Origin of the sequence: Zobellia alginiliquefaciens, from assembly GCF_029323795.1 — a bacterium.
Classification (GTDB): domain Bacteria; phylum Bacteroidota; class Bacteroidia; order Flavobacteriales; family Flavobacteriaceae; genus Zobellia; species Zobellia alginiliquefaciens.
In genome coordinates, this window is the sequence record NZ_CP119758.1 from 4,375,308 (window position 1) to 4,401,231 (window position 25,924).

Annotated in this window: 23 protein-coding genes; 9 read left to right on the forward strand and 14 right to left on the reverse strand. The window is 37.3% G+C overall.

The annotated features are described in order from the left end of the window. Window positions 1-6: 6 nt before the first annotated feature. The gene (locus P0077_RS17875; protein ID WP_276166567.1) at window positions 7-468 is read right to left on the reverse strand and encodes a GNAT family N-acetyltransferase; all 462 of its coding nucleotides are present in this window, start codon (window positions 466-468) and stop codon (window positions 7-9) included. A 161-nt stretch (window positions 469-629) separates the two neighbouring features. On the opposite strand from P0077_RS17875, the gene P0077_RS17880 reads away from it, so the two are divergent. Further along, on the forward strand, window positions 630-1,517 hold the full coding sequence (locus P0077_RS17880) for a DUF8428 domain-containing protein (RefSeq protein WP_276166568.1): 888 nt from the start codon (window positions 630-632) through the stop codon (window positions 1,515-1,517). Window positions 1,518-1,597: 80 nt separating this feature from the next. Here the strand turns inward: P0077_RS17880 and fumC are convergent, their stop codons facing one another. Beyond that, window positions 1,598-2,995, reverse strand: a complete 1,398-nt coding sequence (fumC, locus tag P0077_RS17885; RefSeq protein ID WP_276166569.1) for a class II fumarate hydratase — start codon at window positions 2,993-2,995, stop codon at window positions 1,598-1,600. 161 nt (window positions 2,996-3,156) lie between these two features. Here fumC and P0077_RS17890 point away from each other — a divergent pair, with 161 nt between their 5' ends. Next, window positions 3,157-3,327 (forward strand): hypothetical protein, encoded by a 171-nt coding sequence (locus P0077_RS17890; protein WP_162857241.1) that lies wholly within the window; start codon window positions 3,157-3,159, stop codon window positions 3,325-3,327. 126 nt (window positions 3,328-3,453) lie between these two features. Here the strand turns inward: P0077_RS17890 and P0077_RS17895 are convergent, their stop codons facing one another. The 7 genes from P0077_RS17895 to P0077_RS17925 form a co-directional block, all read right to left on the reverse strand. Next, window positions 3,454-5,958: a TonB-dependent receptor gene (locus tag P0077_RS17895; RefSeq protein WP_276166570.1), complete on the reverse strand. Its 2,505-nt coding sequence runs from the start codon at window positions 5,956-5,958 to the stop codon at window positions 3,454-3,456. Window position 5,959: 1 nt separating this feature from the next. Then, window positions 5,960-6,469, reverse strand: coding sequence for a hypothetical protein (locus P0077_RS17900; protein WP_276166571.1), 510 nt, complete (start codon window positions 6,467-6,469; stop codon window positions 5,960-5,962). Window positions 6,470-6,662: 193 nt separating this feature from the next. Then, window positions 6,663-7,004: an arsenate reductase (glutaredoxin) gene (arsC, locus tag P0077_RS17905; protein ID WP_276166572.1), complete on the reverse strand. Its 342-nt coding sequence runs from the start codon at window positions 7,002-7,004 to the stop codon at window positions 6,663-6,665. Window positions 7,005-7,060: 56 nt separating this feature from the next. Beyond that, window positions 7,061-8,162, reverse strand: a protein-coding gene (prfB, locus tag P0077_RS17910) for a peptide chain release factor 2 (RefSeq protein ID WP_276166573.1) whose coding sequence is annotated in 2 segments (ribosomal slippage) — window positions 7,061-8,095 and window positions 8,097-8,162 — 1,101 coding nt in all. Because the reading frame shifts where the segments join, the coding sequence is not laid out codon by codon here. 96 nt (window positions 8,163-8,258) lie between these two features. Further along, window positions 8,259-9,116 carry a transglutaminase-like domain-containing protein gene (locus tag P0077_RS17915; protein ID WP_276166574.1) on the reverse strand — a complete coding sequence of 286 codons (858 nt, stop codon included), beginning with the start codon at window positions 9,114-9,116 and terminating at the stop codon, window positions 8,259-8,261. 47 nt (window positions 9,117-9,163) lie between these two features. Further along, window positions 9,164-10,111, reverse strand: a complete 948-nt coding sequence (locus tag P0077_RS17920; RefSeq protein WP_276166575.1) for an alpha-E domain-containing protein — start codon at window positions 10,109-10,111, stop codon at window positions 9,164-9,166. 60 nt (window positions 10,112-10,171) lie between these two features. Beyond that, window positions 10,172-11,635, reverse strand: coding sequence for a circularly permuted type 2 ATP-grasp protein (locus P0077_RS17925; RefSeq protein ID WP_276166576.1), 1,464 nt, complete (start codon window positions 11,633-11,635; stop codon window positions 10,172-10,174). 245 nt (window positions 11,636-11,880) lie between these two features. Here P0077_RS17925 and P0077_RS17930 point away from each other — a divergent pair, with 245 nt between their 5' ends. Next, window positions 11,881-12,903, forward strand: a complete 1,023-nt coding sequence (locus P0077_RS17930) for a threonine aldolase family protein (protein ID WP_276166577.1) — start codon at window positions 11,881-11,883, stop codon at window positions 12,901-12,903. Here the strand turns inward: P0077_RS17930 and P0077_RS17935 are convergent. Beyond that, window positions 12,898-13,212, reverse strand: coding sequence for a YegP family protein (locus P0077_RS17935; RefSeq protein WP_276166578.1), 315 nt, complete (start codon window positions 13,210-13,212; stop codon window positions 12,898-12,900). The genes P0077_RS17930 and P0077_RS17935 overlap by 6 nt on opposite strands. Window positions 13,213-13,503: 291 nt before the next feature. Between P0077_RS17935 and P0077_RS17940 the strand changes: the two genes are divergently transcribed. Continuing rightward, window positions 13,504-14,604: an OmpA family protein gene (locus P0077_RS17940; protein ID WP_276166579.1), complete on the forward strand. Its 1,101-nt coding sequence runs from the start codon at window positions 13,504-13,506 to the stop codon at window positions 14,602-14,604. A gap of 47 nt (window positions 14,605-14,651) precedes the next feature. Here the strand turns inward: P0077_RS17940 and P0077_RS17945 are convergent, their stop codons facing one another. Further along, a complete protein-coding gene (locus tag P0077_RS17945; RefSeq protein ID WP_276166580.1) occupies window positions 14,652-15,098 on the reverse strand; it encodes a thioredoxin family protein in 447 nt (148 codons plus the stop codon). Window positions 15,099-15,138: 40 nt separating this feature from the next. Next, window positions 15,139-15,465 (reverse strand): YbaB/EbfC family nucleoid-associated protein, encoded by a 327-nt coding sequence (locus P0077_RS17950; protein WP_194527101.1) that lies wholly within the window; start codon window positions 15,463-15,465, stop codon window positions 15,139-15,141. A gap of 147 nt (window positions 15,466-15,612) precedes the next feature. Here P0077_RS17950 and P0077_RS17955 point away from each other — a divergent pair, with 147 nt between their 5' ends. From P0077_RS17955 to capB, 3 genes are all read left to right on the forward strand, one after another. Next, window positions 15,613-17,670 carry a S9 family peptidase gene (locus P0077_RS17955; RefSeq protein ID WP_276166581.1) on the forward strand — a complete coding sequence of 686 codons (2,058 nt, stop codon included), beginning with the start codon at window positions 15,613-15,615 and terminating at the stop codon, window positions 17,668-17,670. Window positions 17,671-17,933: 263 nt separating this feature from the next. Beyond that, window positions 17,934-18,977, forward strand: coding sequence for a cysteate synthase (capA, locus tag P0077_RS17960; RefSeq protein WP_276166582.1), 1,044 nt, complete (start codon window positions 17,934-17,936; stop codon window positions 18,975-18,977). 125 nt (window positions 18,978-19,102) lie between these two features. Next, window positions 19,103-20,362, forward strand: coding sequence for a cysteate-C-fatty acyltransferase (capB, locus tag P0077_RS17965; protein ID WP_276166583.1), 1,260 nt, complete (start codon window positions 19,103-19,105; stop codon window positions 20,360-20,362). 113 nt (window positions 20,363-20,475) lie between these two features. Here the strand turns inward: capB and P0077_RS17970 are convergent, their stop codons facing one another. Both P0077_RS17970 and P0077_RS17975 read right to left on the reverse strand, forming a co-directional pair. Then, window positions 20,476-21,594, reverse strand: a complete 1,119-nt coding sequence (locus P0077_RS17970; protein ID WP_276166584.1) for a GTP cyclohydrolase — start codon at window positions 21,592-21,594, stop codon at window positions 20,476-20,478. Between the two features lie 94 nt (window positions 21,595-21,688). Then, on the reverse strand, window positions 21,689-22,768 hold the full coding sequence (locus P0077_RS17975; protein ID WP_276166585.1) for a transporter: 1,080 nt from the start codon (window positions 22,766-22,768) through the stop codon (window positions 21,689-21,691). 246 nt (window positions 22,769-23,014) lie between these two features. On the opposite strand from P0077_RS17975, the gene P0077_RS17980 reads away from it, so the two are divergent. Together P0077_RS17980 and P0077_RS17985 are read left to right on the forward strand one after the other, a co-directional pair. Continuing rightward, the gene (locus P0077_RS17980; RefSeq protein WP_276166587.1) at window positions 23,015-23,284 is read left to right on the forward strand and encodes a DUF4834 family protein; all 270 of its coding nucleotides are present in this window, start codon (window positions 23,015-23,017) and stop codon (window positions 23,282-23,284) included. Window positions 23,285-23,455: 171 nt separating this feature from the next. Next, entirely contained in the window at window positions 23,456-25,912 is a 2,457-nt protein-coding gene (locus P0077_RS17985; RefSeq protein WP_276166588.1) for a YfhO family protein, read from the forward strand. The last annotated feature ends 12 nt before the right edge of the window (window positions 25,913-25,924 follow it).

A 25,924-nucleotide genomic window follows, 5' to 3' on the forward strand; every position in this document is an offset into this window, starting at 1 on the left:
TTTCTGTTATAGGGTTAATTGCATTTTTATGTCACTTCGTGCGTACTCTACGTGTTTTTCAATGGGAACCTCTTTAAAACCAAATTTTTTGTAGATATGTAAAGCATTGTCCAATTTGGTGCTGGAGTAAAGAATAAGTGTTTCCAAGGATTTGTCCTTAGCAAATTCTATAGCAAAGGATAGCATTTTCTGACCTATTTTAAGGCCTTGAAATTCCGATGACACAGCCATTTTTCCTAGCTCAAAAGTGGTGTTGTTTACAGGCAAAAGAGCGAAACACCCTTCGATGTTATCATCTTTTTGCGCAAAAAAGATATATCCTCCTTTATCAATGATATGTTCTTGACAATTTTCCAAAAGGTAAATATCCATTGGTTCAACCGAAAAGTATTGCTCTATCCATTTATGGTTTAGCTCTTTAAAAATGGGGGCGTACGCGGTTTTGAAAGGAATAATTTTGATTGACATAAGATTCAGTTAATTTCTTACTGATGTTTAAAGTTACTATATCATAACTTTTGATTGACTTATTATTTGATTTTTTTACATCAAAAAATCTAAAAAGAAAATCTTATCGTATATAAAGCGATACAAACCAATAATTTTTATTAGTAATTAATATTAACATTATGACTGAAACAAAAAACAACAATGGGTTAAAAGTGCTGGCAGGATTGCTAGGTGTAGTACTTTTGGGTACCATAATTTACACAGTTAGTCTATACCAAGAAAAGAAGAAAAACGAAACTGCGCTTACTCAAGAGAAGCAATTGGTGGTTGAGGATTTAAATAGTTTGAAGTCGGAATATGACAAAGCTATCCTAGAGAGCAACGCCACAAATGAAGAGTTGGTTTCAGCAAGGGATAATATTGCAAAATATATTGATTCTGTAAAAGGAATGAAGGCTGATATCTCTTCTCTTTCTAGATATAGAAGACAAGTAGGTGTTTTAAAGCAAGAAAGAGAGCAATTATTGAAGCAAGTAGATTCACTTACCAAATCGAACACTTTTATTGCTATGCAAAGAGACAGTACATATACAGAACTAGAGAAGCAAACTGTTTTTAACGATTCTTTAGTTGTACAGAACACTCAATTGGCAGATGTAGTTGAAAAAGGTTCAGCTCTTAACCTGTCCAAGTTTAGTGTTGATGCTGTTAAGGAACGTAGCAGTGGAAAACTAGTTTCTACTTCTAGAGCTAAAAGAAGTGATAAGTTTAAAATCTGTTTTACGGTTGCGGACAACGTAATTGCACAAGCTGGAGATAGAGAGTTCTTTATTGAGGTTCTTGATCCTCAAGGAAATGTACTAGGAGAGAGCTATTCTAAGACTAATGATTCTGGTGCTTCTGTAACATACAGCAAAGGAACTGGTTTTTACTATGAGAATAAGTCTTTAGATGTTTGTGATTATATCAATAAGCCTTCTGGAGATTTCAAAGAAGGAAACTATATGGTGAATGTTTATGATGACAGACTAAAATTATTGGGAACTTCTAAGTTCACTTTAAAATAGAAAACGCACTATCCATTACATATAAATGAAAAGGGGCAATCTAAAGATTGCCCCTTTTTTTGTTCAACGGTAAGGTCTATCTATTTTAGACTCCCGACCATTTCTTCAGGTTTTACCCAGTCGTCATAATCTTCGGCGGTAACATACCCTAAATTAACGGCTTCTGTTTTTAGAGTCGTTCCGTTTTTGTGAGCGGTATTTGCAATTTCAGCAGCTTTGTAATAGCCAATTTTTGTATTAAGGGCGGTAACCAGCATCAAGGAATTATTTAAAAGTTCTTTGATTACTTCGTGGTTAGGCTCAATACCAGCGGCGCAGTTTACATCAAAACTTACACAGGCATCACCAATCAACTCAGCGGATTGTAAGATGTTAGCGGCCATCATAGGCTTAAATACGTTCAATTCATAATGTCCTTGCGTACCACCAACGGATACGGCAACATCGTTACCCATTACTTGAGCGCAGACCATTGTCATGGCTTCACATTGCGTTGGGTTAACCTTGCCGGGCATTATAGAACTACCAGGTTCATTTGCAGGGATAATAATTTCACCGATACCTGATCTTGGGCCAGAAGCCATCATACGCACGTCATTGGCAATTTTGTTTAGGGAAACAGCCAATTGTTTAAGGGCGCCATGACTTTCTACTATAGCATCATGGGCGGCTAAAGCTTCAAACTTGTTTTCCGCTGTGCGAAAAGGGAGTCCGGTAAATTCCGCAATATATTTTGCTACAAGTACATCATACCCTTTTGGTGTATTTAAACCTGTTCCTACTGCCGTTCCTCCTAAGGCCAATTCACTTAAGTGGTCTAAGGTATTGTTTAAGGCCTTTAAACCATGGTCTAATTGCGAAACATAGCCAGAAAACTCTTGACCTAAGGTTAAGGGAGTGGCATCCATAAGATGTGTCCGACCTATTTTTACAACTTCAGCAAAATCTTCTGATTTCTTGTTTAAAGTATCCCGCAATTGGGTTATACTAGGTATCGTATTCTGCACAATTTTTTTATAAGCAGCTATGTGCATGCCTGTAGGAAAAGTGTCATTGGATGATTGCGACTTGTTTACGTCATCATTAGGCTGAATTGTTTTTTCGCCTTCACCGATTTTTTTGCCCGCTATTTCGTGAGCACGGTTTGCAATAACTTCGTTAACGTTCATGTTACTTTGTGTACCTGATCCGGTCTGCCAAATAACTAAAGGGAATTGGTCATCATGTTTCCCTTCTAAAATTTCATCGCAAACTTGTGCAATAAGGTCCCTTTTTTCCTTGGCGAGAACCCCTAGTTCATGATTGGCATAAGCGGCAGCTTTCTTTAGGTAAGCAAAACCATATACTACATCTAAGGGCATAGATGCAGAAGGTCCTATTTTAAAATTGTTTCTAGAACGCTCAGTTTGGGCGCCCCAGTATTTATCGCTGGGAACCTCTACTTGGCCCATTGTGTCTTTTTCGATTCTAAAGCTCATTATTGGTAGTATTACGTTAGTTGACAAAGGTACTATTTCGCCATTTTATTTCCCCTTTGGGGCTTTAAAAATTTAGGTTTTTCAATTTATGCTATTTTTTTTGATTTCGATTTGCAATTTTCATTCTTTCTAAAGTATCTTTGTACAGCAAAATTGAGCACATGGAATTTGATCAGTATCTTGGATTTTTAGCATTTTTGACCATTTTAACTATTGGTTTTTGGTTAATGATATTCTTGTTAACCTTTGTAGTACCTTATTGGTTAGGTGGCAACATCTTGGAACTTTACAAAGAGTGGAGAGATAAGAAGAAAGCAAAACGTAGCGTATAACGCTTCTATTTATAGAAAAAAGCAGGAAAGCGATTTGTCGCTTTCCTGCTTTTTTTATGCCTATTGGTAAATAAAAAATCCCTACTGATTTAAATATCTAACAGGGATTTTTTACTACGTAGTTTTTTATCCTTCCATTTCGTCTTCACCGCCACCATTATCATCACCTCTACCTTTACGTTCACGGTCTTTAGCTTGGTTTATCCTGTACCGGAACGATAAAGTAAATGATCTAGGCCTAAACTGAAATTCGCTTTCAGAGATGAAATCATCTGAAACGGTATATGACTGCCGTTTTCTAGAATTCAGAAGGTCGCTCACGTTGAAAGAGACAGTTCCCTTATCTTTCATAATATCCTTGCTAAATGCTAAGTTAATGGAAAGCATTCCATCGGTTTCCGTCTGTGCATTCTGGCGAGGCCCCATATAAAACGCGTTGGTTTGCCATTCTATTTTCTTTGGCAGGCTTACTTTGGATCCAAACCGTGCAAACCAGCTTGTATTGTCCGTTCCGTAATCCACACCATCAAACTCCCCATCACTAGAAAATTGAAAGAAATTTACGCTACTATTGATTCGCAACCATTTTTTTGGATTATAAAGAATACCCGCTTCTGCACCAATTCTTTCATTGGAAGAAAGGTTAATGGGAATAGATCTTATAATTTGTACGCTATCTGTAGTTACCTGGCCTGTAGCCTGTTGAATGTATTCAAAAGAGTTGGTCTCACGTTTATAATATACGGAAGAGGTTAAGGTGAGCTTGTCCCATCTCTTCAGGTAGCCCAAGTCAAATGAATTGGAATAAGCTGGATCCAGATCAGGATTACCTTGGAAAATGTTTGCTCTACTAGATCTAGAAGGGAATGGGTTTATAAAACGTCCTCTAGGCCGGTTTATACGGCGGTTATAACCTAGGGATATGTTCTCCATCTCTCCTATTTCAAAAATGAAGTTTAGGGTAGGGAAGAGGCCTAAATAGTTTTTGTCAAAATTAAGGTCTACATCTTGCCCAAGAGCTTCTTCAATTGAAGCGGTATCATATTCCGAAGTAACCTCTCCTTTTAATTGAGTGTTTTCTAAGCGTAACCCTGCGAGAAAGGAGAATTTTCCAAATTTGTTACCGTATTGTGTGTACAGAGCGTTTACGTTTTCGTGATATTCAAACTTATTGGTCAAGTCTTCGTTAGTGACGAATTGTCCCGTGTTTCGATTTAATGAGTCAAGTTTATAGTCGGTAATCTCTCTCTCGAACGTACCTCTATAGCCTGCTTCGAACTGGGCATCCCCTAAAGGCAGGACGTAATCTGCTTGCACCAAATACTCATCTTCAATTTCGTTCTGATAAACACTTTCCAGCGTGTTTAAACTTGAATTGGGAAAAGTATTGTTATCATCAATAGTTGAATTTTCTACTTCGTCTCCATTTGAGTATTGAAGGTCGGCCGTTAATTTTTGTCCGTCGTCATCAATATTGTTCATGTAATTTAAAGAGAATTGGTAATTTTCTTCATCTTCCAATTCAATCTCTTCCCTAAAACTTTGTCTTGTAAGAACTCCGTTTTCAAAGTAGTCGCTATAGTTTTCGGTGAGGTCATCACCATCTTGAAAGCGCACAAAAAAGCTACCTGTGATCGAAGATTTTTTGTTGATGAAATATTCTACTCCAAAGTTATTATTAATGCCTTTGCCCGATCTTGTATAATCGCGCTCTTCATTAATCTGATCGTATACTTGGCTTCCGTCATCATCAATATATGAGTTTTTGTAAAAAGCGTGTCCGGGTGAGTTGTTGTAACGATAACCTAGGGTGTTGAATATATTAAAGTTATCCGTACGGAGATTGGCATTTATAGACAAACTGCTTTGTGAAGGGTATCCTATATTAACATTTACAGAACCGTTAAAACCAAGGGTTTTTTCACGTTTAAGAACAATGTTCAAAATACCTGCCGTACCCTCCGCATCATAACGTGCAGATGGGCTGGTAATTACTTCAACCTTTTCAATGGCGTCTGCGGGTAATTCCTGAAGTGCATCCGTAGATCCAAAACCGGCCAGTGCCGAAGGTTTACCGTTGATTAAAATCCTTACGTTTTCATTACCTCTTAGGCTAATACCACCTTCAACATCTACATTTACAGAAGGAACATTGTTCAAAGCGTCACTAATGGTAGCACCACTTGTGGTAAGATCTTTACCTATATTATAGATTTTTTTATCTAGTCTAACCTCTACGGTAGTTTTTTCGCCAACCACCTCAACACCCTCTAATTGTGCTACATCTAGAGCGAGTCTAATGGTACCTAAATCTGTTGATTTGTTAAGTTGTTGTTTGGGTAGTTTGTAGGTCTTATATGAAATGTACTCTACGCTAACATTGTATTCCCCGGGAGCCGCTTCAATTTCGAACACCCCATCTATATTTGTAATGCCTCCCGTGACCTTTTCAGGGTTTTCTACGCTGTGCAGTACCAGCGTAGCGTATTCTAAAGGTTGCCCATCATCTTTGTCCAGAACTTTTCCGGTTATTTTAATGGGTTCTTGTTCTTGATTTTGGGGCCTCTGTGGCCGTTGTGCAAATGTATTTAGCGATAACAGTAACAGGGCAATCAAGAACGGTTTTTTCATATCAATCTTTAGATTTTTTCTTCTTTCGTTTTTTTTCTCGCTTCTTTTCTTTTTTTGTCTTTTGCATCCCTTTCTTCTGCATTTCTACAAAAGCGTCGTATTTCTCAATAGGAAGCCCAGCTTTTAACTCTTCGTCCTGTGCTTTGGTAATCTTTTCCATACCCTCGCGCATTTGCTCGGGAGTAAGCTGTAGTATCTGCATTTCAATTCGTTTTTGCAGATACTTTTTTAACACGGAACTCATTACAGCAGACTCAAACTCGTTAAGTTCTAATACAGCTGCAATATTGGGCATCTCATCATTCACAATTTGTTCGGCAGTCTTTGGCTCCGGCTCTTTTGGGGTATCCTGAACTTGAGGTATGGCACTACGTTGTCTTCCGTATCCACCACCATAGCCACCTCCACCATAACCGTAACCTCCGCCACCGTAGCCATATTGGGCCATTAATTCCGGACTTGTGAGCAATAGAACAAAAAATAAAATAACGTATGGGATATTGTTTTTCATGACGATATCAATTAATGAGATTATGTTTTTATAGAATGGTTTAATCCAATTAGGTTAAAGCTTTGTTAAAAGCTAATATGCAACAAATGTACCAAATTATTGAAGAGAATTATAGGCTAAAAACAAAGAAGGTACCTCATTTAAAACCAATGAGATACCTTCATGCTTTAATTTTAAAGATTTGGTAACGTTCTTAAAGAATATCCTCTACCAAATTAGCAGGTCTGCCAATGACAGCCTTTCCTCCGTTTACGACAATAGGTCTTTCTATTAATTTTGGATGAAGAATCATTGCATCTAGAATTTCTTCATGAGAGAGTAACTTTCCTCTGTAATTTTCTTTCCAAACAGCTTCGTTTTTACGAACTAGCATTTCGGGAGTTATGGCCAAACAATCCAAAACCTTGCGAAGTTCTTCTTTGGTAGGCACATCTTCCAAGTATTTTATAACTTCAAATTCCTTACCTGAATTTTCTAAAACCTTCAATCCCTCTCGAGATTTTTGACATCTTGGGTTATGATAAATTTTAATCATCTTAAGTAATATTTTTGATAAACTTTCTTGAACACTTCTATAGTCGTACTAATTTCCTAATCCTCTTCTTTTTGTCCCATCATCATAAGATAGGCTTTGAGAAAGGCATCAATATCACCATCCATTACAGCGTCTACATTACCGGTTTCCTGAGTAGTACGCACATCTTTCACCAATTTATACGGGTGCATAACATAATTACGGATTTGAGACCCCCATTCAATTTTCATCTTTGAAGATTCAATTTCTTGGCGAGCTTCCATCTTCTTGCGCAATTCTATTTCGTACAATTGGGATTTCAGCATTTTCATGGCCGTAGCCCTATTGTCATGCTGACTTCTAGAATCCGAACAAGAAATTTGAATGCCCGTAGGGTGGTGAACCAATTGTACTTTGGTCTCCACTTTATTCACATTTTGACCACCCGCACCGCTAGAGCGCGCTGTGGTAATAGTTATGTCAGCCGGATTCACATCAACTTCAATACTATCATCAACAAGTGGATACACGTATACTGAAGCAAATGAAGTGTGGCGCTTGGCATTGCTATCAAACGGGGATATACGTACCAACCTATGAACACCGTTTTCACCTTTTAACCATCCAAAAGCAAAATCGCCATCTATCTCCAACGTTACGGTTTTAATACCGGCAACATCTCCTTCTTGGTAGTTAAGTTCTTTTACCTTGTATTTATTCTTTTCGGCCCACATCATATACATTCGCATAAGCATGGACGCCCAATCACAACTTTCGGTTCCACCGGCACCAGCTGTAATTTGTAAAACGGCAGGCAATTCATCTCCTTCTTCGGAAAGCATATTTTTAAACTCTAACTTCTCTAACTGATCAATTGTTTTTTCATATTGAGCGGTTACTTCTGTTTCGTTTACCTCACCTTCTTGTAAGAACTCCATTAAAATCTCCAAGTCGTCCACACGTGTTTTGGCGGCATTATAATCATCCACCCACTGTTTTTTAGACTGTATGAATTTCATATGAGCCTGGGCTTCCTGAGGGTTGTCCCAGAAATCAGGAGCTAAGGTTTTCTCCTGTTCGTTCTCTATTTCAATAAGTTTCGCATCAACGTCAAAGATACCTCCTTAACGCACCAAGGCGATCTTGAAGACCTTTAAATAGGTCTGTAGTAATTGTCATTCTATTCTATTTTCAGACAAAAATACTACTCTTTTTTATCTATTCTGTAGTAAATAGTTGAATGTTTATATAGAAGTATAGGTTATTTTTATATTCCTATTGTTGGTCCTGGCTACTTACCTGTACCGAATGGGCGGTTTCATTTTTGCCCGCGGTATACACCACTCCTTTTAATGGGGAACAATCACTATAGTCTTTTCCATGAGCAACTTTAATGTGGTTTGTGCCCGCTAAAATATCATTTGTAGGGTCTAATCCTATCCAGCCTACAAAAGGCACATAGGCTTCGGCCCATGCATGCATTTGTGAATCGCCAAAGTAACCGTTTCCTTGATGTAAATAACCGGAAACATATCTGGCAGGAATACTGTTGGCCCTAGCTAAAGCACAAAACAAGTGGGTGAAATCCTGACATACCCCTTGCCGAATTTTCAATAGTTCGGATAATGTGGTGTGAACATCCGTAGCTTCCGCATTAAATTGAATAAAATTATAGGTGTACTTGTTTAAGGCAAGAAGGTTGTCGAAAACCGATTTTTCTTTGTCAAATTCAAACAGCTTCGTTTTTTCTTCAGGAATTAAAGTGTAGTGTGTTTTTTTTAGGAAGGCCTCATAATCTATTTTAAAATCTAGTTCTTTAATTTTTTTATATGATTTTGATACGTCTGTATCTGGCTCAAAATCAAACGGATTAATCTCTTTTTTGATGAGTTTAAAATTAGCTTCAAAAGAGATTTCCTTAAACTTGTCTTTTGGGTGTACACGTATGGTTTTAAAACCGTATCCGTTAATGGAGAATTCATTTTTGGCATTCAGTGAATTTTCAAAATCAACCGCTATGAACTGTTGTGATTCGTTTTCTTCCGGAACGACCGTAAATTGCCAATAGGCATCATGAACCCATTCTTGATAGGTGTTTTCAGCTTTATAAGTAATAGCGTATTCTAGAGACATGGTAGATGTGTAAACTGGTTAGGTATGATGAAGTATTATAAATGATTCTAATAGCTAAAAAACTCATTTTCCATTTTTTCGCTTATCTCGTAGAGGCTACCCAGTATTTCGTTTATAACAGATTGAATATCGTTTTCTATTTGCACAATACATTTGAACTCGTATTCTGCTCGGACCTTGCCCACTAAAAAAGCCGTTGAACCCCGTTCGTGTTTTTTGTCCGGACTCAATATCTTTATATGTTTACACACTTGGTTAAGACTGTTCATAATTGACCTTGGGCAATTAGGATTAAGAATCAAAAACTCCAAAGTAGATATACTAGTGGGGGTTTTTTTATAATATCTGCGCATCATATCATAAGATTCCGTGCACTTTAGAAGTGTGGTCCACTCAAAGCTGTTTTTAAATTTATCGCCATAACTTCCCTGTGCTTTTAGTGCATCATTATATTTTGAATTTATAATACGTATAATTTGCATAGCTCTCTCAATGTTGGCGCCCATCATGATTATGGCATATATTTCATCATGCATAAGAGTACTTCGTACCTTGCCCCTTAGAATAGCGGACATTTCGGTAACATTCAGGGTAAAGTCGTTGAGTCCGTTTTTTGTGTACACGTTCACATCATAGTTAGATATAAAGTGATAGAACTTATTCAGCGATTCATATAATTCCGTAGAGATCAAATCTCTGGCACTATTGGCATTCTCACGGGAGCTTCTAACATTATTTAAAATGGATGATTGGTAATTAGGGTCTAGTCCGATTTTGTATAATACCTCTGGCTCATTTAACTCTATGGAATCATCACTTATAGGGTCGCCCACCATAGTTAACATAGAACGAAGTACAAATTGTCTAGATTGAGAAATCTGATTAGGAGCATCTAACGATGAGAAGTAATTTACACGGAGGTATCGGGCAATATGTTCCGAACGTTCAATGTAACGTCCCATCCAAAAAAGATTATTGGCAACTCGTGCTAGCATAGGCATTTTTTATATGTTAGTGTTCTCTTTAATCGTGTGTCTTTCGCTTATGTTTGTTCTTTAAACCTTTAAGACCCAAGTGTCCTTGGACCCGCCTCCTTGTGAGGAATTCACGATTAGATTTCCCCTTTTTAAGGCTACACGTGTTAGTCCTCCCTTAAGTACAAATTCTTTGTCTTTACCCAGTACCGTAAAAGTTCTTAAGTCTACATGGCGTTGTTCAAAAGATTCGGTCTTATCTATGTAGGTTGGATGTACCGAAAGAGACATTATGGGCTGGGCCACGTATTTTCTTGGATCTAAAAGTATCTGGGCTTTCACTACTTCAATTTCCTTCTTACTTAACCTATTCCCTATAGATATACCATAGCCTCCTGCTTCATCTACAGGTTTGATCACTAAATCTTTTATATGGTTCAATACATATTTTAATTCCTTTGGTCTGCTACAGTGATAGGTATGCACATTATTCAGAATTGGTTCCTCATTTAAATAGTATTTAATGATTTCCGGCATATAGGTATAAATAGCCTTGTCATCAGCTACACCCGTACCAGGAGCATTGGCCAAGGTTACATTTCCTTTTTTGTATGCAGCAAATAGGCCGGGAACACCTATTGCCGAGTCTGGATTAAATTCTAGCGGATCTATGAAGCCATCATCAATTCGTCTATATATTACATCAACTCTCTGCGGACCTTTAATGGTTTTCATGTATACAAAATCATTCTCAACAAAAAGGTCTCTTCCTTCAACCAGTTCCACCCCCATGGTCTTTGCTAAATAGGAATGTTCGTAAAACGCCGAGTTAAACATGCCGGGAGTAATCACAACCACGTTGGGTGTATCTACACCTTTAGGTTTAACGGTTTCCAATAGGTCTAGTAAATTCTCTGCATAATTGGTTACCGAGAACGTTTTGTAATGATTAAAAACGCCAAAGAGCGCTCTTTTTAAGGCCGTACGGTTGCAAATAACATAGCTTACACCGCTTGGACATCTAATGTTGTCCTCTAAAACATAATATTGTCCGTCACTGTGCTTAATGACATCGGTACCTGAAATATGATTGTATATGCCACCGGGAGGATTAACATTAACCATCTGGTCTAAATAATTAGCAGAAGAACTTATGAGTTCCATAGGAACTATTCCTTGTCTTATTATTTTTTTATCATGATAGATGTCCCATAGAAACAAGTTCAGCGCTTTACTGCGCTGTATGGAGCCAGCTTCAATAATTTCCCATTCTTCAGGTGGAATAATTCTCGGAAAAAGATCAAAAGGAAAAATTTTCTCTTTTGTTTGCTTTTTGTCATACACTTGAAAAGTAATTCCTTGATTAAAAAATGATGATTTTGCCTTTTCGTTCAGGTTTACATAATCATTAATGGAATGCTCTCCATAGAGATTGAACAGTTTAGAATATACTTCTTTTACTTGTCCTTGGGCGTCAAAGATTTCGTCAAATAAAACGGGGTTCCTTTCGTAAGATGAAAAGATCTGATTCTCGAGGTTTACCATAGTACATTTGTTTGTACTTAAGGTATTAGTTTTCAAGGTTTTTAACTGAAAGAATCAGATAATAATCAATATGAAAATTTGTAGTATAAATAAAAATAACGGGGTTTTTTTACCATTTTTTGTGCGAAAAAAGGCTAAAACACCCTCTTTTTATCATATTTGGCTACTTTTGATTGACTATTGGTAAACTCGTCAAAAGTTCATTTGGATTTGGTCTTTTTACTTTCAATTATTAAAAAACACGCATGAATATTAATCTTATTAGTGATACGGTAACAAAACCAACGCTGGCAATGCTGGACGCCATGATGACTGCGGAGGTGGGCGATGACGTTTTTAAAGCTGACCCTACTGTAAATGCTCTTGAAGATAAGGTTGCCAAAATGTTCGGAAAAGAAGCGGCATTGTTTTTTCCTTCGGGGACTATGGCCAATCAGACAGGAATAAAGTTACATACGCAACCTGGAGATCAACTTATATGTGATCAATATGCCCATGTTTACAATTATGAGGGTGGTGGCGTTAGTTTTAATAGCGGAGTTTCCTGTAAATTAATAAATGGACACAGGGGAATGATTACGGCTAAACAGGTAGAAGCCGCAATTAATCCTCCCGATTTTTATCACAGTCCGTTAACTTCTTTGGTTTGTGTAGAAAATACAACCAATAAGGGTGGTGGTGCTTGTTGGGATATAGAGGAGTTAAGGCGAATTAAAACCGTTTGTGTAAACAACAATTTGGCCTATCATTTAGATGGAGCTCGATTATGGAATGCCATAGTGGAGAAAAAGGAAAGCCTATTTGAATATGGGGAATTGTTCGACACCATTAGCGTATGCTTAAGCAAAGGTTTGGGCTGCCCAGTGGGTTCTGTGTTGGTGGGAACTGAAGAAATGATGTCCAAAGCGCTTCGTATTCGTAAGATATTTGGAGGAGGAATGCGTCAAGCGGGTTTTCTTGCGGCAGCCGGTATTTATGCATTGGACCATCACATAGAAAGATTGGCATTTGATCATCTAAAAGCGCGTGAAATAGGGGAGGTGCTGAAAAAACTGAACTGTATTAAAAATGTAGAGCCAATAGAGACAAATATTATCATTTTTGAAATAGACGAACAGGCCATGAGTGGTGCCAGTTTTGTGCAAAAACTCAAAGAAAATAATGTACACATTATAGATATGGGTCAAGGAAAATTACGAATAGTCACCCACATGGATTATACCTCTGACATGCACAATAGGTTTATGGAAATACTCAAGGGCTTATAATTCTTTTCCTTCGGTAAGACGATTGTGTAAATTTTTAATACCGTTTTCCATTCCGGCTTCAGAATCATAAAGTTGACTTGTACCTATTAAAGAACCATTGTTATCTTTAAAATTGAAGAGAAACTTTCCTTGGTGATTGGTTTTTCGTTCAAAATTACTTCTATGTATTTGGAGGTTATTAAGGTTGAAAACCGCAGTCTCTAAATCGGCTTTGTCACTATACTCCTTACTTTCAAGAAGCGTGGAACCACTCTTGGATTTAATGTGAAACTGAAAATTGGAATTAGATAAGTTAACTATTTCTATCACTTTGGTTTTTTAGGTAAAAGATACAAAATAAGCGTAACAGTTTACACGCTTAAGGTTTTAATTCAGCAATCTTACGAAACAAATAAATCCAAATGCAAAACACCACAGGTTATAAAGACAATACTTAACTAAATGAGGCATGCTATGCTAGTGTTATTTTTTAAGCTTTTTTACTCTAAAATGATGCATTTCATCGATGTTTTTTATACTTAACAGGAATCTACTTGTTAAAAAAATATTAAACGGTTAACTTTAATGCAACTATAAATAACATTAAACATTAACTGTATTATGAAAAAAATTCTTTTTTCTGTGGCCGTGCTTACGGCAACATTTGGTATGGCACAAGACCTGCCAGAAAACCCTGAACCTGGAAAGTGTTACGTACGATGTACCACTCCCGATGTCTACGTGAATGAAACCGTGACAATCACTGTTAAACCGGGCTACAAAGTTTTAAAAACTATACCCGCAACTTACAAGACTGTGACCGAACGTGTTTTGGTTAAGGAGGAGAGTAAAAAACTCCGTATTATACCCGAAGAGTGGGGTTCTGAAAAGGTTACTTATGTGTCTAAAGAGGGTGGAAATTCTTTAAGTATAAGTCCTGCTAGTTTTGGCAGTGCCTCGCAGACCATTGAAGTGAAACCTGCGTACGCTCAATGGGAACTGGGTGCCTCTGCACCGGATTGTGATTCTGGTAACCCAGATGATTGTAGATATTGGTGTTACAAGGGTTATCCTGCCGAGTTTCAGACCATAGAAACGGCAACACTTGCCAATGACGCTAGCGCAAGCAAAACTGCAATTCCTGAAAAAAGCGCTAGCTATACCAAAAGGATACTTATTTCGCCAGCTAAAGTTGTTGAGGAAGTTGTTCCTGCGGTTTATGATGAAATCACTAGAACTGTTTTGGATAAGGATGCCTACACCGTAGAGGAAATGGTACCGCCCGTTACCAAATCCTACACAAAAGAGGTATTGAAGGAAAAAGGAGGTTTAACTACTTGGAAAGAAGTGGAGTGCGAATTGGTTACCTATCAAGCGCTTCCTATAAACTGGAACTCCGGTAGTGCAACTCTAACTTCTCAGGCCAAGAGCATTATAGATACTCGCTTGTTACCTGTTTTAGCTCAAAACCCTGGCGTTAAGGTAGAGTTGGCTTCCCATACGGATGCGCAAGGTGGTGCTTCTTCTAATCAAGATTTATCTGAGAGAAGAGCAAAATCTGTAGCTCAATACCTAATTTCAAAAGGCATTAACTCTAGTCTTTTGGTTGCTAATGGTTATGGTGAGACTAAGCTTAAAAACAGATGTAAAGACGGTGTTTCTTGTACTTCAAGAGAACATGCTGTGAACAGAAGGACAGAATTTAGATTGATCAATAATTAATCAATTTTAAATAACACACAAAAAAAGGGCCTTATAAAGGCCCTTTTTTATTTCTTATTCTTCTTTAGAAATTTTAAATGATAACTAATTTCTCCGGTCATGCCGTAACCGGAATATTCGTCAAGCATTTTTCCTTTTTCGTTTAAAACGGTCAACATAGGGAAAACGCCCTTCTTGTTGAGTCTTTTTAAAAGATCTTGATTATGGTTCCATTGCGTCTCACTCAATAAATCTCTGTTTCTAGGTATATCTATATAAAGTAAAACATAGCTTTTTGATACTTCGGAAAATTCATCAGTATCAAAAAGGTCACGCTTTAGCATTTTACAAGGTGGGCACCAATCGCTTCCTGTAAAATAAACTAGAACATTCTTATTTTCCTTTTTTGATATTATTAGCGCCTCGTCATAATCTTTTAACCATTCTATACTGGTAGAAACGTCGGTTTGGCCAATTAAACAAAAAGGTAATATGAGAAAAAGCAATAATTTCATTGAGTTGAATTTAGATAACTTAGAAGCAAATAGCTTGCCATTATTTAAATAACGAGTCCATACCAGGAATATTGGGCATTCCTTCCTTGGCAACAGCAGCAAGTTCTGTTTCGTTTACCTGAGTTGCTTTGGCAATAGCCTTATTCATGGTTAGAATTAAAAAATCTTCTAATTGGTCCTTATCCTCAAGCAAAGAATTATCAATATGAATTTGTTTTACTTCTCTATTTGCTGTAATAACTACCTTAACCAGGTCTTCAGAAGAAGATTCTTCTAGTGTTACCGTATCCAAGCGTTTCTTTGTGGCCTCTACTTTTTGCTGGGTTTCTTTAAGTTTCCCCATCATACCCATCATGTCTCCAAACATAGTTTTGTTTTTAATAAATAAATTAGTTTGCAAAATTACTAAATTGTGTAGGAAAAACCACTAACTATGAGTCTCTCTAAAAAAAAGAAAATCCTTCTTGGGTTATGCCTTACATTTGTGCCCCTAGTTCAAAGTCAAGAAAAGAATATGAGTAAAGTAAAAGCGCCAATAGCCAAAAAGATTCCGCATAATCTAGAAAAGCACGGTGATGTCAGGGTGGATAATTATTATTGGTTGAATGACAAAGAGAATCCTGAGGTAATATCTCACTTAGAAGCTGAAAAAAAGTATTATGATACTTTAACGGCACACACTATGGAATATCAGGAACTTCTCTTTGATGAGATGAAGTCTAGAATAAAGGAAGATGATACTTCCGTACCGTACAAGCAAAACGGATATTGGTACATAACTAGATATGAGATAGGTAAAGAATATCCTATTTATGCTAGAAAGAAAGAAAGTCTTGAGGCCCCTGAAGAAATTATGTTCGACGGAAATGAAATGGCAAAAGGCCATGAGTATTTTAGTATTGGGGGTATAGCTGTTAGTCCAAATAATAAGTTTGCTGCTTTTGGAGTAGATACCGTTTCAAGACGGCAATATACCATAAGAATCAAAAATCTTGAAACCGGTGAAATTTATGAGGACCGGATAGAAAATACCACCGGCGGTTCTGTTTGGGCAGAGGACAATAAAACGCTTTTTTATACGAAAAAGGATGCGGTTACATTGCGTTCGGATAAGATTCTGAAACATAAGTTCGGAACCTCAGCCAACGATGACAAGTTAGTTTTTCAAGAAAAGGATGATACCTTCGGCACTTATGTTTATAAGTCAAAATCAAAGAAATATATTATTGTAGGCTCTTATAGTACGCTTACTTCGGAATATCAAATTTTACGATCAGATAATCCAGATGGTGAGTTAAAAATGTTCTCTAGTCGAGAGCGAGGTATAGAATATAGTATTTTTCATTATGGAAATCATTTTTACATCCTAACCAATAAGGATGGGGCTACAAATTTTAAGTTGATGAAGACCGAAGAAGACAAAACTTCTTCAGCCAATTGGCAGGAATTTATTTCCCATAGAGAAGACGTTCTTATGGAGGATATCGATATTTTTAAAGATTACTACGTCCTTTCCGAAAGGACAAACGGACTAAACCTGGTGCAGGTCAATAGATGGGACGGTTCTAGTTCTTACTACCTGCCTTTTGAAAGTGAAACCTATACAGCTGGTGTAAGTCGTAATCCGGATTTTGATACGGAGATTCTTCGGTATGGATATAATTCCATGACCACTCCAAGTTCCATTATTGATTTTAATATGAGAACTAAGGAAAAAGAAGTAAAAAAGGAACAGGAAGTATTAGGCGGTAAGTTTGATAAAGCCAATTACAAAGAGAAACGTATTTGGGCAACGGCTCGGGATGGAGTAAAAGTGCCTATGTCCGTAGTTTACCACAAGAACACTCCATTGAACAAAAACACACCGGTATTACAATATGCCTATGGCTCCTATGGCCATATAATTGACCCATATTTCTCTACTGTCCGTCTAAGCTTATTAGATAGAGGGTTTGTGTTTGTCATAACACATATAAGAGGAGGGGAGTATTTAGGTAGACCTTGGTATGAAAATGGGAAATTATTAAAAAAAATGAACACGTTTACGGATTTTATAGACTGTTCTAAGTATCTGATTAATGAAGGTTATACCTCTTCAGAGCATCTATATGCTATGGGAGGGTCTGCAGGAGGTTTATTAATGGGGGCAATAATTAATATGTCACCGGAATTATATAATGGTGTTATTGCAGCGGTACCGTTTGTAGATGTGGTTACCACAATGTTAGATGATTCTATTCCATTAACCACGGGAGAGTATGATGAGTGGGGAGACCCCAACCAGAAAACGTATTATGATTACATGCTGTCCTATTCACCATATGACCAGGTAGTGGCTCAAGCTTATCCTAATTTATTGGTGACTACAGGACTTCATGATTCTCAAGTACAGTATTTTGAGCCTGCCAAGTGGGTTGCGAAATTACGGGAGGTCAAGACCAATAATAATCTTTTAATGATGGATATTAATATGGATACGGGACACGGAGGGGCATCCGGTCGTTTTGAAGCACTCAAAGAAGTAGCTAAAGAATATGCCTTTTTATTGGATTTGGAAGGAAAAATTAACTAGATAAATATATGGGTGCAGGATTTTGGGCGTTTAATCTCATGGTTGTTCATGAAATATACGTTCTAGCCGCTTTTAATTTACCTAGATCTGCGGTATAATGCTAACGAAATGTTAATAAAGTGGCGTTTGAGCCCTAAATTCTTCATTTTTTTGAGGTATTTTCCATGATAAAATGACATATTCAAAAAAAATAGTAATTTTGCTCCTAGAATATTTTGGAAACTTTATAGATTCTGAGTAGTTCCCAAAACCAGACATCCTTTATGGAAAACAAAATTAAGGCATACAACAATATCCTAGAACTTGTAGGAAACACTCCATTAGTAAAATTAAATCGCATTACCGAAGACTTTACAGGTAACTTTTTTGCCAAGATAGAGTCTTTTAATCCAGGTCATTCTTCTAAAGACCGCATTGCCATGCATATTATAGAGGAGGCGGAGCGTAAGGGCATTTTAACCGAAGGCAGCACCATTATAGAAACTACTTCTGGTAATACGGGATTTAGTATTGCTATGGTGAGTATTATTAAAGGTTATAAATGTATTTTGGCGGTGAGTTCAAAGTCGTCTAAGGATAAAATTGACATGCTGCGTACGATGGGGGCTACGGTATATGTATGCCCTGCTCATGTAAGCGCGGATGATCCACGTTCATACTACGAAGTTGCCAAAAGATTGCACAAAGAAACGAACGGGTCTATTTATATCAACCAGTATTTTAATGAGTTGAATATGAATGCCCATTACCACAGTACAGGTCCTGAAATATGGGAGCAGACTGGCGGTCAGATTACCCATCTTGTAGCGTGTAGTGGCACAGGAGGCACTATTTCTGGTACCGCAAAATATTTAAAAGAACAGAACCCGGGTATTAAAGTTATTGGTGTAGATGCTTTTGGTTCGGTATTGAAAAAATACCATGAAACCAGAGAGTTTGATGCCAACGAAATCTACCCATATAGAATTGAAGGTCTGGGTAAAAACTTGATTCCAGGTGCTACCGATTTTGATGTAATAGACAAATTTATTAAGGTTACAGATTCTGAGAGTGCCCATACCGCTCGGGAAATGGCTAAAACCGAAGGTATTTTTGCAGGCTATACAAGTGGAGCGGCAATGCAAGCATTGAAACAATTGAATGAAGAAGGGGAGTTCGGGCCAAAAGATAATGTAGTTGTTATTTTTCCGGATCACGGTTCAAGATATATGAGTAAAGTTTACAGTGATCAATGGATGGAAGATCAAGGTTTCTTCGATACCAACGAAGTAAGCGAAACTCAAAAAGTACAGTATATTAAAGAATAACTTATAAGTTTGTAAAAGTTAGAAAGCAATGGCCGTTAGGTCGTTGCTTTTTTGTTAGAGAATAATATTTTATGAATGTTGCTCTTAAAAACTTACTTTTGCACTAAAATCCAAAGTACACCTAAATGCGAGATTTATTTGACAGAATTTTAGAGAACAAGGGGCCATTAGGAAAATGGGCTTCACAGGCAGAAGGATATTTCGTTTTTCCTAAGTTAGAAGGACCAATTTCTAACAGAATGAAGTTTCAAGGGAAAGAGGTAATAACCTGGAGTATTAATGATTATTTAGGCTTAGCCAATCTTCCTGAAATTAAGAAAGTTGATGGTGAAGCAGCAGCAGAATATGGTGCGGCATACCCTATGGGAGCTAGAATGATGAGCGGGCACACGGACTTTCACGAGCAATTGCAACAAGAATGTGCTGCGTTTGTGGAAAAAGAAGCCGCTTATTTATTGAATTTTGGTTACCAAGGTTTTATGTCTGTTATAGATGCCCTCGTAACTAAAGATGATATTATTGTTTATGATGTGGATTGTCATGCTTGTATTATTGACGGTGTGCGTCTGCATATGGGTAAACGATTTACCTTTGTTCATAACAACGTTGAAAGTTTAGAAAAGAACCTAGAACGAGCTACGAAATTAGCCGAGCAAACTGGCGGAGGTATTTTGGTTATCTCCGAAGGTGTTTTTGGCATGCGAGGTGAACAAGGTATACTTAAGGAAATAGTAGCTTTAAAGGAGAAGTTTAGTTTCCGGTTCTTGGTTGATGATGCGCATGGCTTTGGAACTTTAGGTAAAACTGGAGGAGGAGCAGGACAAGAACAAGGTGTCCAGGACGGTATTGACGTTTATTTAGCAACTTTCGCTAAATCAATGGCGAGTATTGGTGCTTTTGTAGCTGCGGACCAAGAAATAATAGATTACTTAAAATATAATTTACGTTCGCAAATGTTCGCTAAATCATTACCTATGGTATATGTGAAAGGTGCATTGAAGCGATTGGATATGTTACGTACCCAGCCCGAATTGAAGGCCAAATTATGGGAGAACGTAAATGCTTTACAAAATGGATTAAAAGAAAGAGGTTTTGATATAGGGACGACTACAAGTTGTGTAACTCCTGTATATCTTAACGGAAGTATCCCTGAAGCTATGGCGCTTGTTAAAGATTTACGTGAAAACTATGGAATATTCTGTTCTATTGTTGTTTATCCGGTAATACCTAAAGGATTGATTTTATTAAGAATGATTCCTACGGCAACGCATACCATGCAGGATATTGACGAAACTTTAGATGCTTTTTCAGCAATTAGAGACCGTTTGGAAAACGGTACTTATAAGAGATTATCGGCTGCAGTTGCTGCGGCTATGGGGGAATAATTTACTTCTCTCCTGAAACAAGAAAAAGCCTTACTTATTAAAGTAAGGCTTTTTTATTGGTATGTCTCGTCCTGAAATAATTTAAAACAAACGGAATAAAGCGTTTCGTTGAGCTATAAGCTCTTTTTATAGGTGCAGCGCCGTTTGTATATTTTTGGATCAAAATGCTTCCACATTTGGCGGATAGCAATATTGTCTTCAAGTTCAGGGGTGCGGTAGCACATTTCAATTCCCCTTTTATTAAATGTTTTGTAATACTCGTTGAAGATGATAGCTGTTACACCCTTATTTTGGTAATCAGGATGGATACCGATTAAATAGAATACTGCATCCTTATTGTATTTCTTAGCCTTTAGCAAGTGCAGAAACCCAAATGGGAACAACTTCCCTTTTGCTTTTTGTAAAGCTCTGGAAAAAGATGGCATTACTATGGCGAATGCAATAAGGTTATCGTTCTTGTCCACAATGAACTTAATGTATTCTGGATCTATAAATGTTATGTATTTCTTTTTAAAGTATTCCTTTTGAACATCCGTAATCGGTACAAACGATGAGAGTTTGGAGTATGTTTGATTAAACAGGTCAAACATTTGATCAACTAGCGGTAGTACTTCGCTAGTTTTTTTAAAATTAATTTCGCGAAGACCATAGCGTCGTTTTACTAACCCGTTTAATTTGGTGAATAGAGCAGGGTCTGCATTACTGGCCGGAAACTTATTTTCTACGTACCCTTTTTCCTTTACAAACCCTAAACGCTCATAATGGTTAATGTAATATGCGTGATTATACCAAGTTACCATGCTACCTGGTTGGTCAAAACCATCTGTAAGCACACCAACCTTGTCAAGGTTAGAAAAGCCCACAGGTCCCTCCATAAACTGCAGGTTGTGCGCTGCACCTATTTCTGCAACTTTGTTAAGAAGTGTTTCTGAGACTTCAGGGTCATCAATAAAATCGAACCAACCAAATCGCATTTTCCTTACGTTTTGGTTATTAACCTCTAGGTGATTGACAATAGCCACAACTCTACCCACGAGTTTATTGTCTTTATATGCCAGAAAAAACCATCCGCTGGCATTTTTAAATGCAGGGTTTTGGTCTTTGTCAAAAGTGGCCATCTCATCCGCAATTAAAGGCGGTACCCAATAAGCAGAATCTTTATAAAGCGAAAATGGAAATTTAACGAACGCTTTGAGTTCGTCTTTTGAAATCGCTTCTTTTAGGGTGACCATACAATTCATTTTGTAAGGTCAATATTAGGGATAAATAGGGTTAGAATAAAATTATGAAACTTAATTTTATGAATTATGACTTAGCTAACATCAGTTAGAAATCTATAGCTCCGCTACCACGTTCTTCATTTTTCTTTCTCTTTCGCTCTGCTTTCTTAAGTTTTTTCAATTCTTTTTTAGAAGGCCCTAAATCTATATCCTCGGCGCCACTGCCGTTTTTTTGTTTTTTCCGTTCTTCTTTTTCTTTCTTTTTCATAGCGTTCTTTTTAATTGGACCGCCATTTTCACCTGCACTCTGCTCATCTATCGCTTTCAACTTATCTTTATGAAAATCAAATCGGTAAGATCCGCCTGCAGTTATGAAAATCCGAGAAGGTGTGTTTTTAAAACTAGCACCTAGATTAAAATCAACTTGCAAATCGTCAGTCAACAAATGCGCTATACCACCACGAATCAATGCATCTGAGTAGCGGTCACTTTGTATACCTTGGTTTTCTATAAAAGCGCTCCATTTAGGGTTTCGGAAAGCATGTGATATGGAAATCAAATAACTCAATTCAGGATAATCTGTCGTAATCCGGTCGTATGCTATATTCGTAATAAGAACAAACCGTGGTGTTAGTCTACTTTGTGTGGCTACCATTCCACGGTATGAAACCGTAGGGTCGCCCACATAAAAAGGATTCTCACCTAGATTAAAAGTAGCCCCACCGTAAAGAGAGACGGATGGAATTAAATTTTTAAATTTGAACCCGTAATTGGCCTTCCAGCTATATAGATTGGGCTTGTTTCGTTCTGGGTCTTTATAGCGGTCATAAATTAAGTATTTAAGACCTACCCGGTTTCTAGAGAAATCTGTAAAACTCTCAGAAGTACCTAAACTGTTATACGTTATATCTTGGTTTACGTAAGTTCCCTCGTAATTTATTTCTAGTTGCTCAAAAAGTAAACCATAACGTAAAGAGATATCCGAGCCCCAAATATTGCTTTTAGTATCTAAAAGCGTGTGATCGCGCTGTTCATAGAGAAGTCCGGCTTCTACTTGCAACACATTTCTACCCACCGCATAAGCACTGACCGACAAACCTGGTCGGTTAGAATTTATAACATCAGTATACTGAGCGGATCCAATTAATGGAAGCGTGAAAAATAAGGATAAAAGATATTTTTTCATTTTGGTGTTACTTTCTTATTCGTTTCAAATTGTTCTATTGTGGAGAATACGGATATATACTAAATATCCCTCAGAGCTTTTTTACAATAGAAAATGGTTGCTATTCACCGCTATTTAGGGCAGTTTATACCAACTATCATTTCTATAAGGGTCTCCAAAGAAGGTACTTTAATAATATTTTAGCACTTCTACACTGTTATTACAACGTTAGAATCGTATTTTTGATATAATCATTTTGAAAAAAGTATGGCATTTTTAAAGACAATCTTAATTATTGTATTGATCTATTACCTTTTTAAGATATTGGTAAAGATGTTTGCGCCTAAGATTTTTGGGTATGCTGCTCGTAAGACACAAGAGCACTTCAATGAAAAGTTTGGTGATTTTGCTCAGCAGAACAATGCTCAGAGACAACACGAGCAAGTAGGTGATGTAATAATTGATAAGAAACCTTCTAGAAAGACCTCTTCAAATAATAAAGTTGGGGATTATATCGATTTTGAAGAAATCGATTAATCTATTCCATATTTTTCAGCTTGATAATTACTCTTCTCTCTTAAGAAATACTGAATTATTTTATGCTGATTATCCTAATCTTAATAGCTATATCTTAAGTTAAGATCAAAACAAATTCGAAAGTCGAGATAACTTCATTATTTTAGCCGAATCAACCCGATAAATCCCATTATGCAAAAAGGATTGAAGGCCTTCTTCGTACATTTTTTTGTTACCGTTTTTTTTGTGATTGCCGCCCTGGCGTATTTCAACCCTGTGCTTCAGGGCAAGGTCATTGAACAGTCGGATATTGTTCAGTTTACAGGAATGGCCAAAGAGCAAAACGATTTTAGGAAGAAAACAGGGGAGGAGCCCTACTGGACCAACAGTGCTTTTGGAGGTATGCCAACCTATCAATTAGGAGCCTATTATCCTCATGATTATGTGAAAAAGTTAGATAATCTCATTCGGTTTTTACCAAGACCAGCAGACTACTTGTTTTTGTACTTTATTGGATTTTACATTTTGCTTTGCTGTTTAAAAGTAGATTACCGTTTATCCATTGTTGGAGCTTTAGCTTTTGGATTCTCTACTTATCTTATTATTATTCTTGGGGTAGGGCATAATGCAAAAGCCCACGCATTGGGATACTTACCTATGTTATTGGGCGGAATTGTGTTGGTATTCCGCAAAAAGTATCTATGGGGATTTATTCTTACCGCTATTTCCATGGCATTGGAAATTAGGGCCAATCACTACCAGATGACCTATTATTTTATGCTATTGGTGTTGATTTTAGGAGTTGTATATCTAGTTGATGCTATTCGTACAGAAAAGTTGAAATACTATTTTAGTTCGGTAGGGCTTTTGTTGGTAGCGGTTTTTCTTGGCATTGCTGCAAATGCCACGAGCCTAATGGCCACAAAAGAATATGCGGATTGGAGTACGCGTGGAAAATCCGAGTTGACTATTGACCCTGATGGGAATACGAAAGAAAATACTGGAGGTTTAGAAAAGGCATATATAACGCAGTGGAGTTACGGCATTACGGAATCGCTTAATTTATTCGTCCCACGGTTGTTCGGGGGATCTAACAATGAAAATTTAGGCGAAAATTCAAAAAGTTATAATTTTCTAATCGATCAGGGAGTTTCTCGAAGTCAGGCTTTGAATTTCTCAAGCGGATTACCGTTATATTGGGCGGATCAGCCAGGTACATCTGGTCCGGCTTACATTGGTGCAATTATTTTCTTTTTGTTTATTCTGGGGCTTATTTTGGTTAAGGGAAAGACAAAATGGTGGCTACTGGGAGGTGTTATTATGTCTTTGCTGCTCTCATGGGGAAAGAATTTTAGTTTGTTGACCGATGTAATGATAGATTATTTTCCGCTGTATGACAAGTTCAGGGCCGTATCATCTATTCAGGTTATTTTAGAATTATGTGCTCCCGTACTGGCAATTTTGGCTTTACGAGAACTTTTTAAATCTACGGTTGATGTTTCAGAAAAACTGAAGGCGCTACGCATTTCATTTTTCACGGTTTTAGGAATAAGTGTAGCCCTTTTCATTTTTAAAGCTGGTTTTGATTTTGAAGGACCAAGTGATGAATTCCTGAAAAGAAATTATGGAGATGAATTGGTTTCATTAATTGAGGCGGATAGAAAGGCGGTATATAATTCAGACCTTTTGCGTTCCATGATATATGTTTTCTTGTCCGCTTTGGCATTATGGTTTTATATCAAAGGAAAACTAAAAGAGAACTTGGCGATTGTTGCAGTAGGTGCTCTTATTCTTTTTGATTTGGTAGGTGTAGGTTTACGCTATGTAGATTCCAATAATTTTGTTTCAAAGCGAAAAATGACACAGCCTTTTCCAGAGACAGCTATTGATCAAGAAATAAATAAGGATAAAGGTGTCTATAGGGTTTACGACCCCCAAGAAGGAATAAACGGTGCGCGAACATCTTATTACCACCAATCAATTGGAGGTTATCATGCGGCAAAACCTGCAGGTCTGGAGGATTTGTTTAGCTTTTATGTATATAAGGGCAACATGGGGGTGTTGAATATGCTAAACGTAAAATACGTAGTTCAACAAGATGAAGAAGGAAAAAGCTATCCAGCATTAAACCCAAATGCAAATGGGAATGCGTGGTTTGTAGAAGAAGTGGTTAAGGTAAATTCGGCCGATGAAGAGATTCAAGCTTTAGGGCAACTAAATACACGGACCGAAGCTGTGGTCAACCTGGCTAAGGTAAAGAATCTAAATAATTTTCAATTTAAAGTCGATTCAACGGCTGCAATAGTTCTTACGGATTATAAGCCGAATGACTTAACATACCAATCCAAGAACAGAAATGAAGGTCTGGCTGTTTTTTCGGAAATGTATTACCCTAACGGGTGGAATGCTTATATAGACGGAAATCTAACAGAACACTTTAAGGTCAACTATACGCTTAGGGCAGTTGAAATACCTAGTGGCGAGCATACCATAGAGTTTAAGTTTGAACCTGAAGTTGTTAGAATAGGTAGCCAGATTACGTTGGCAAGTTCAATTCTGTTAGCGCTAATAGTTTTGGGAGGGATTGGACTTACTTTCTATAGTTCAAAGAAGAGTGAAGGTCAAGAAAAGAAAGAAGTACAAAAATAGTTTGTAAAGATT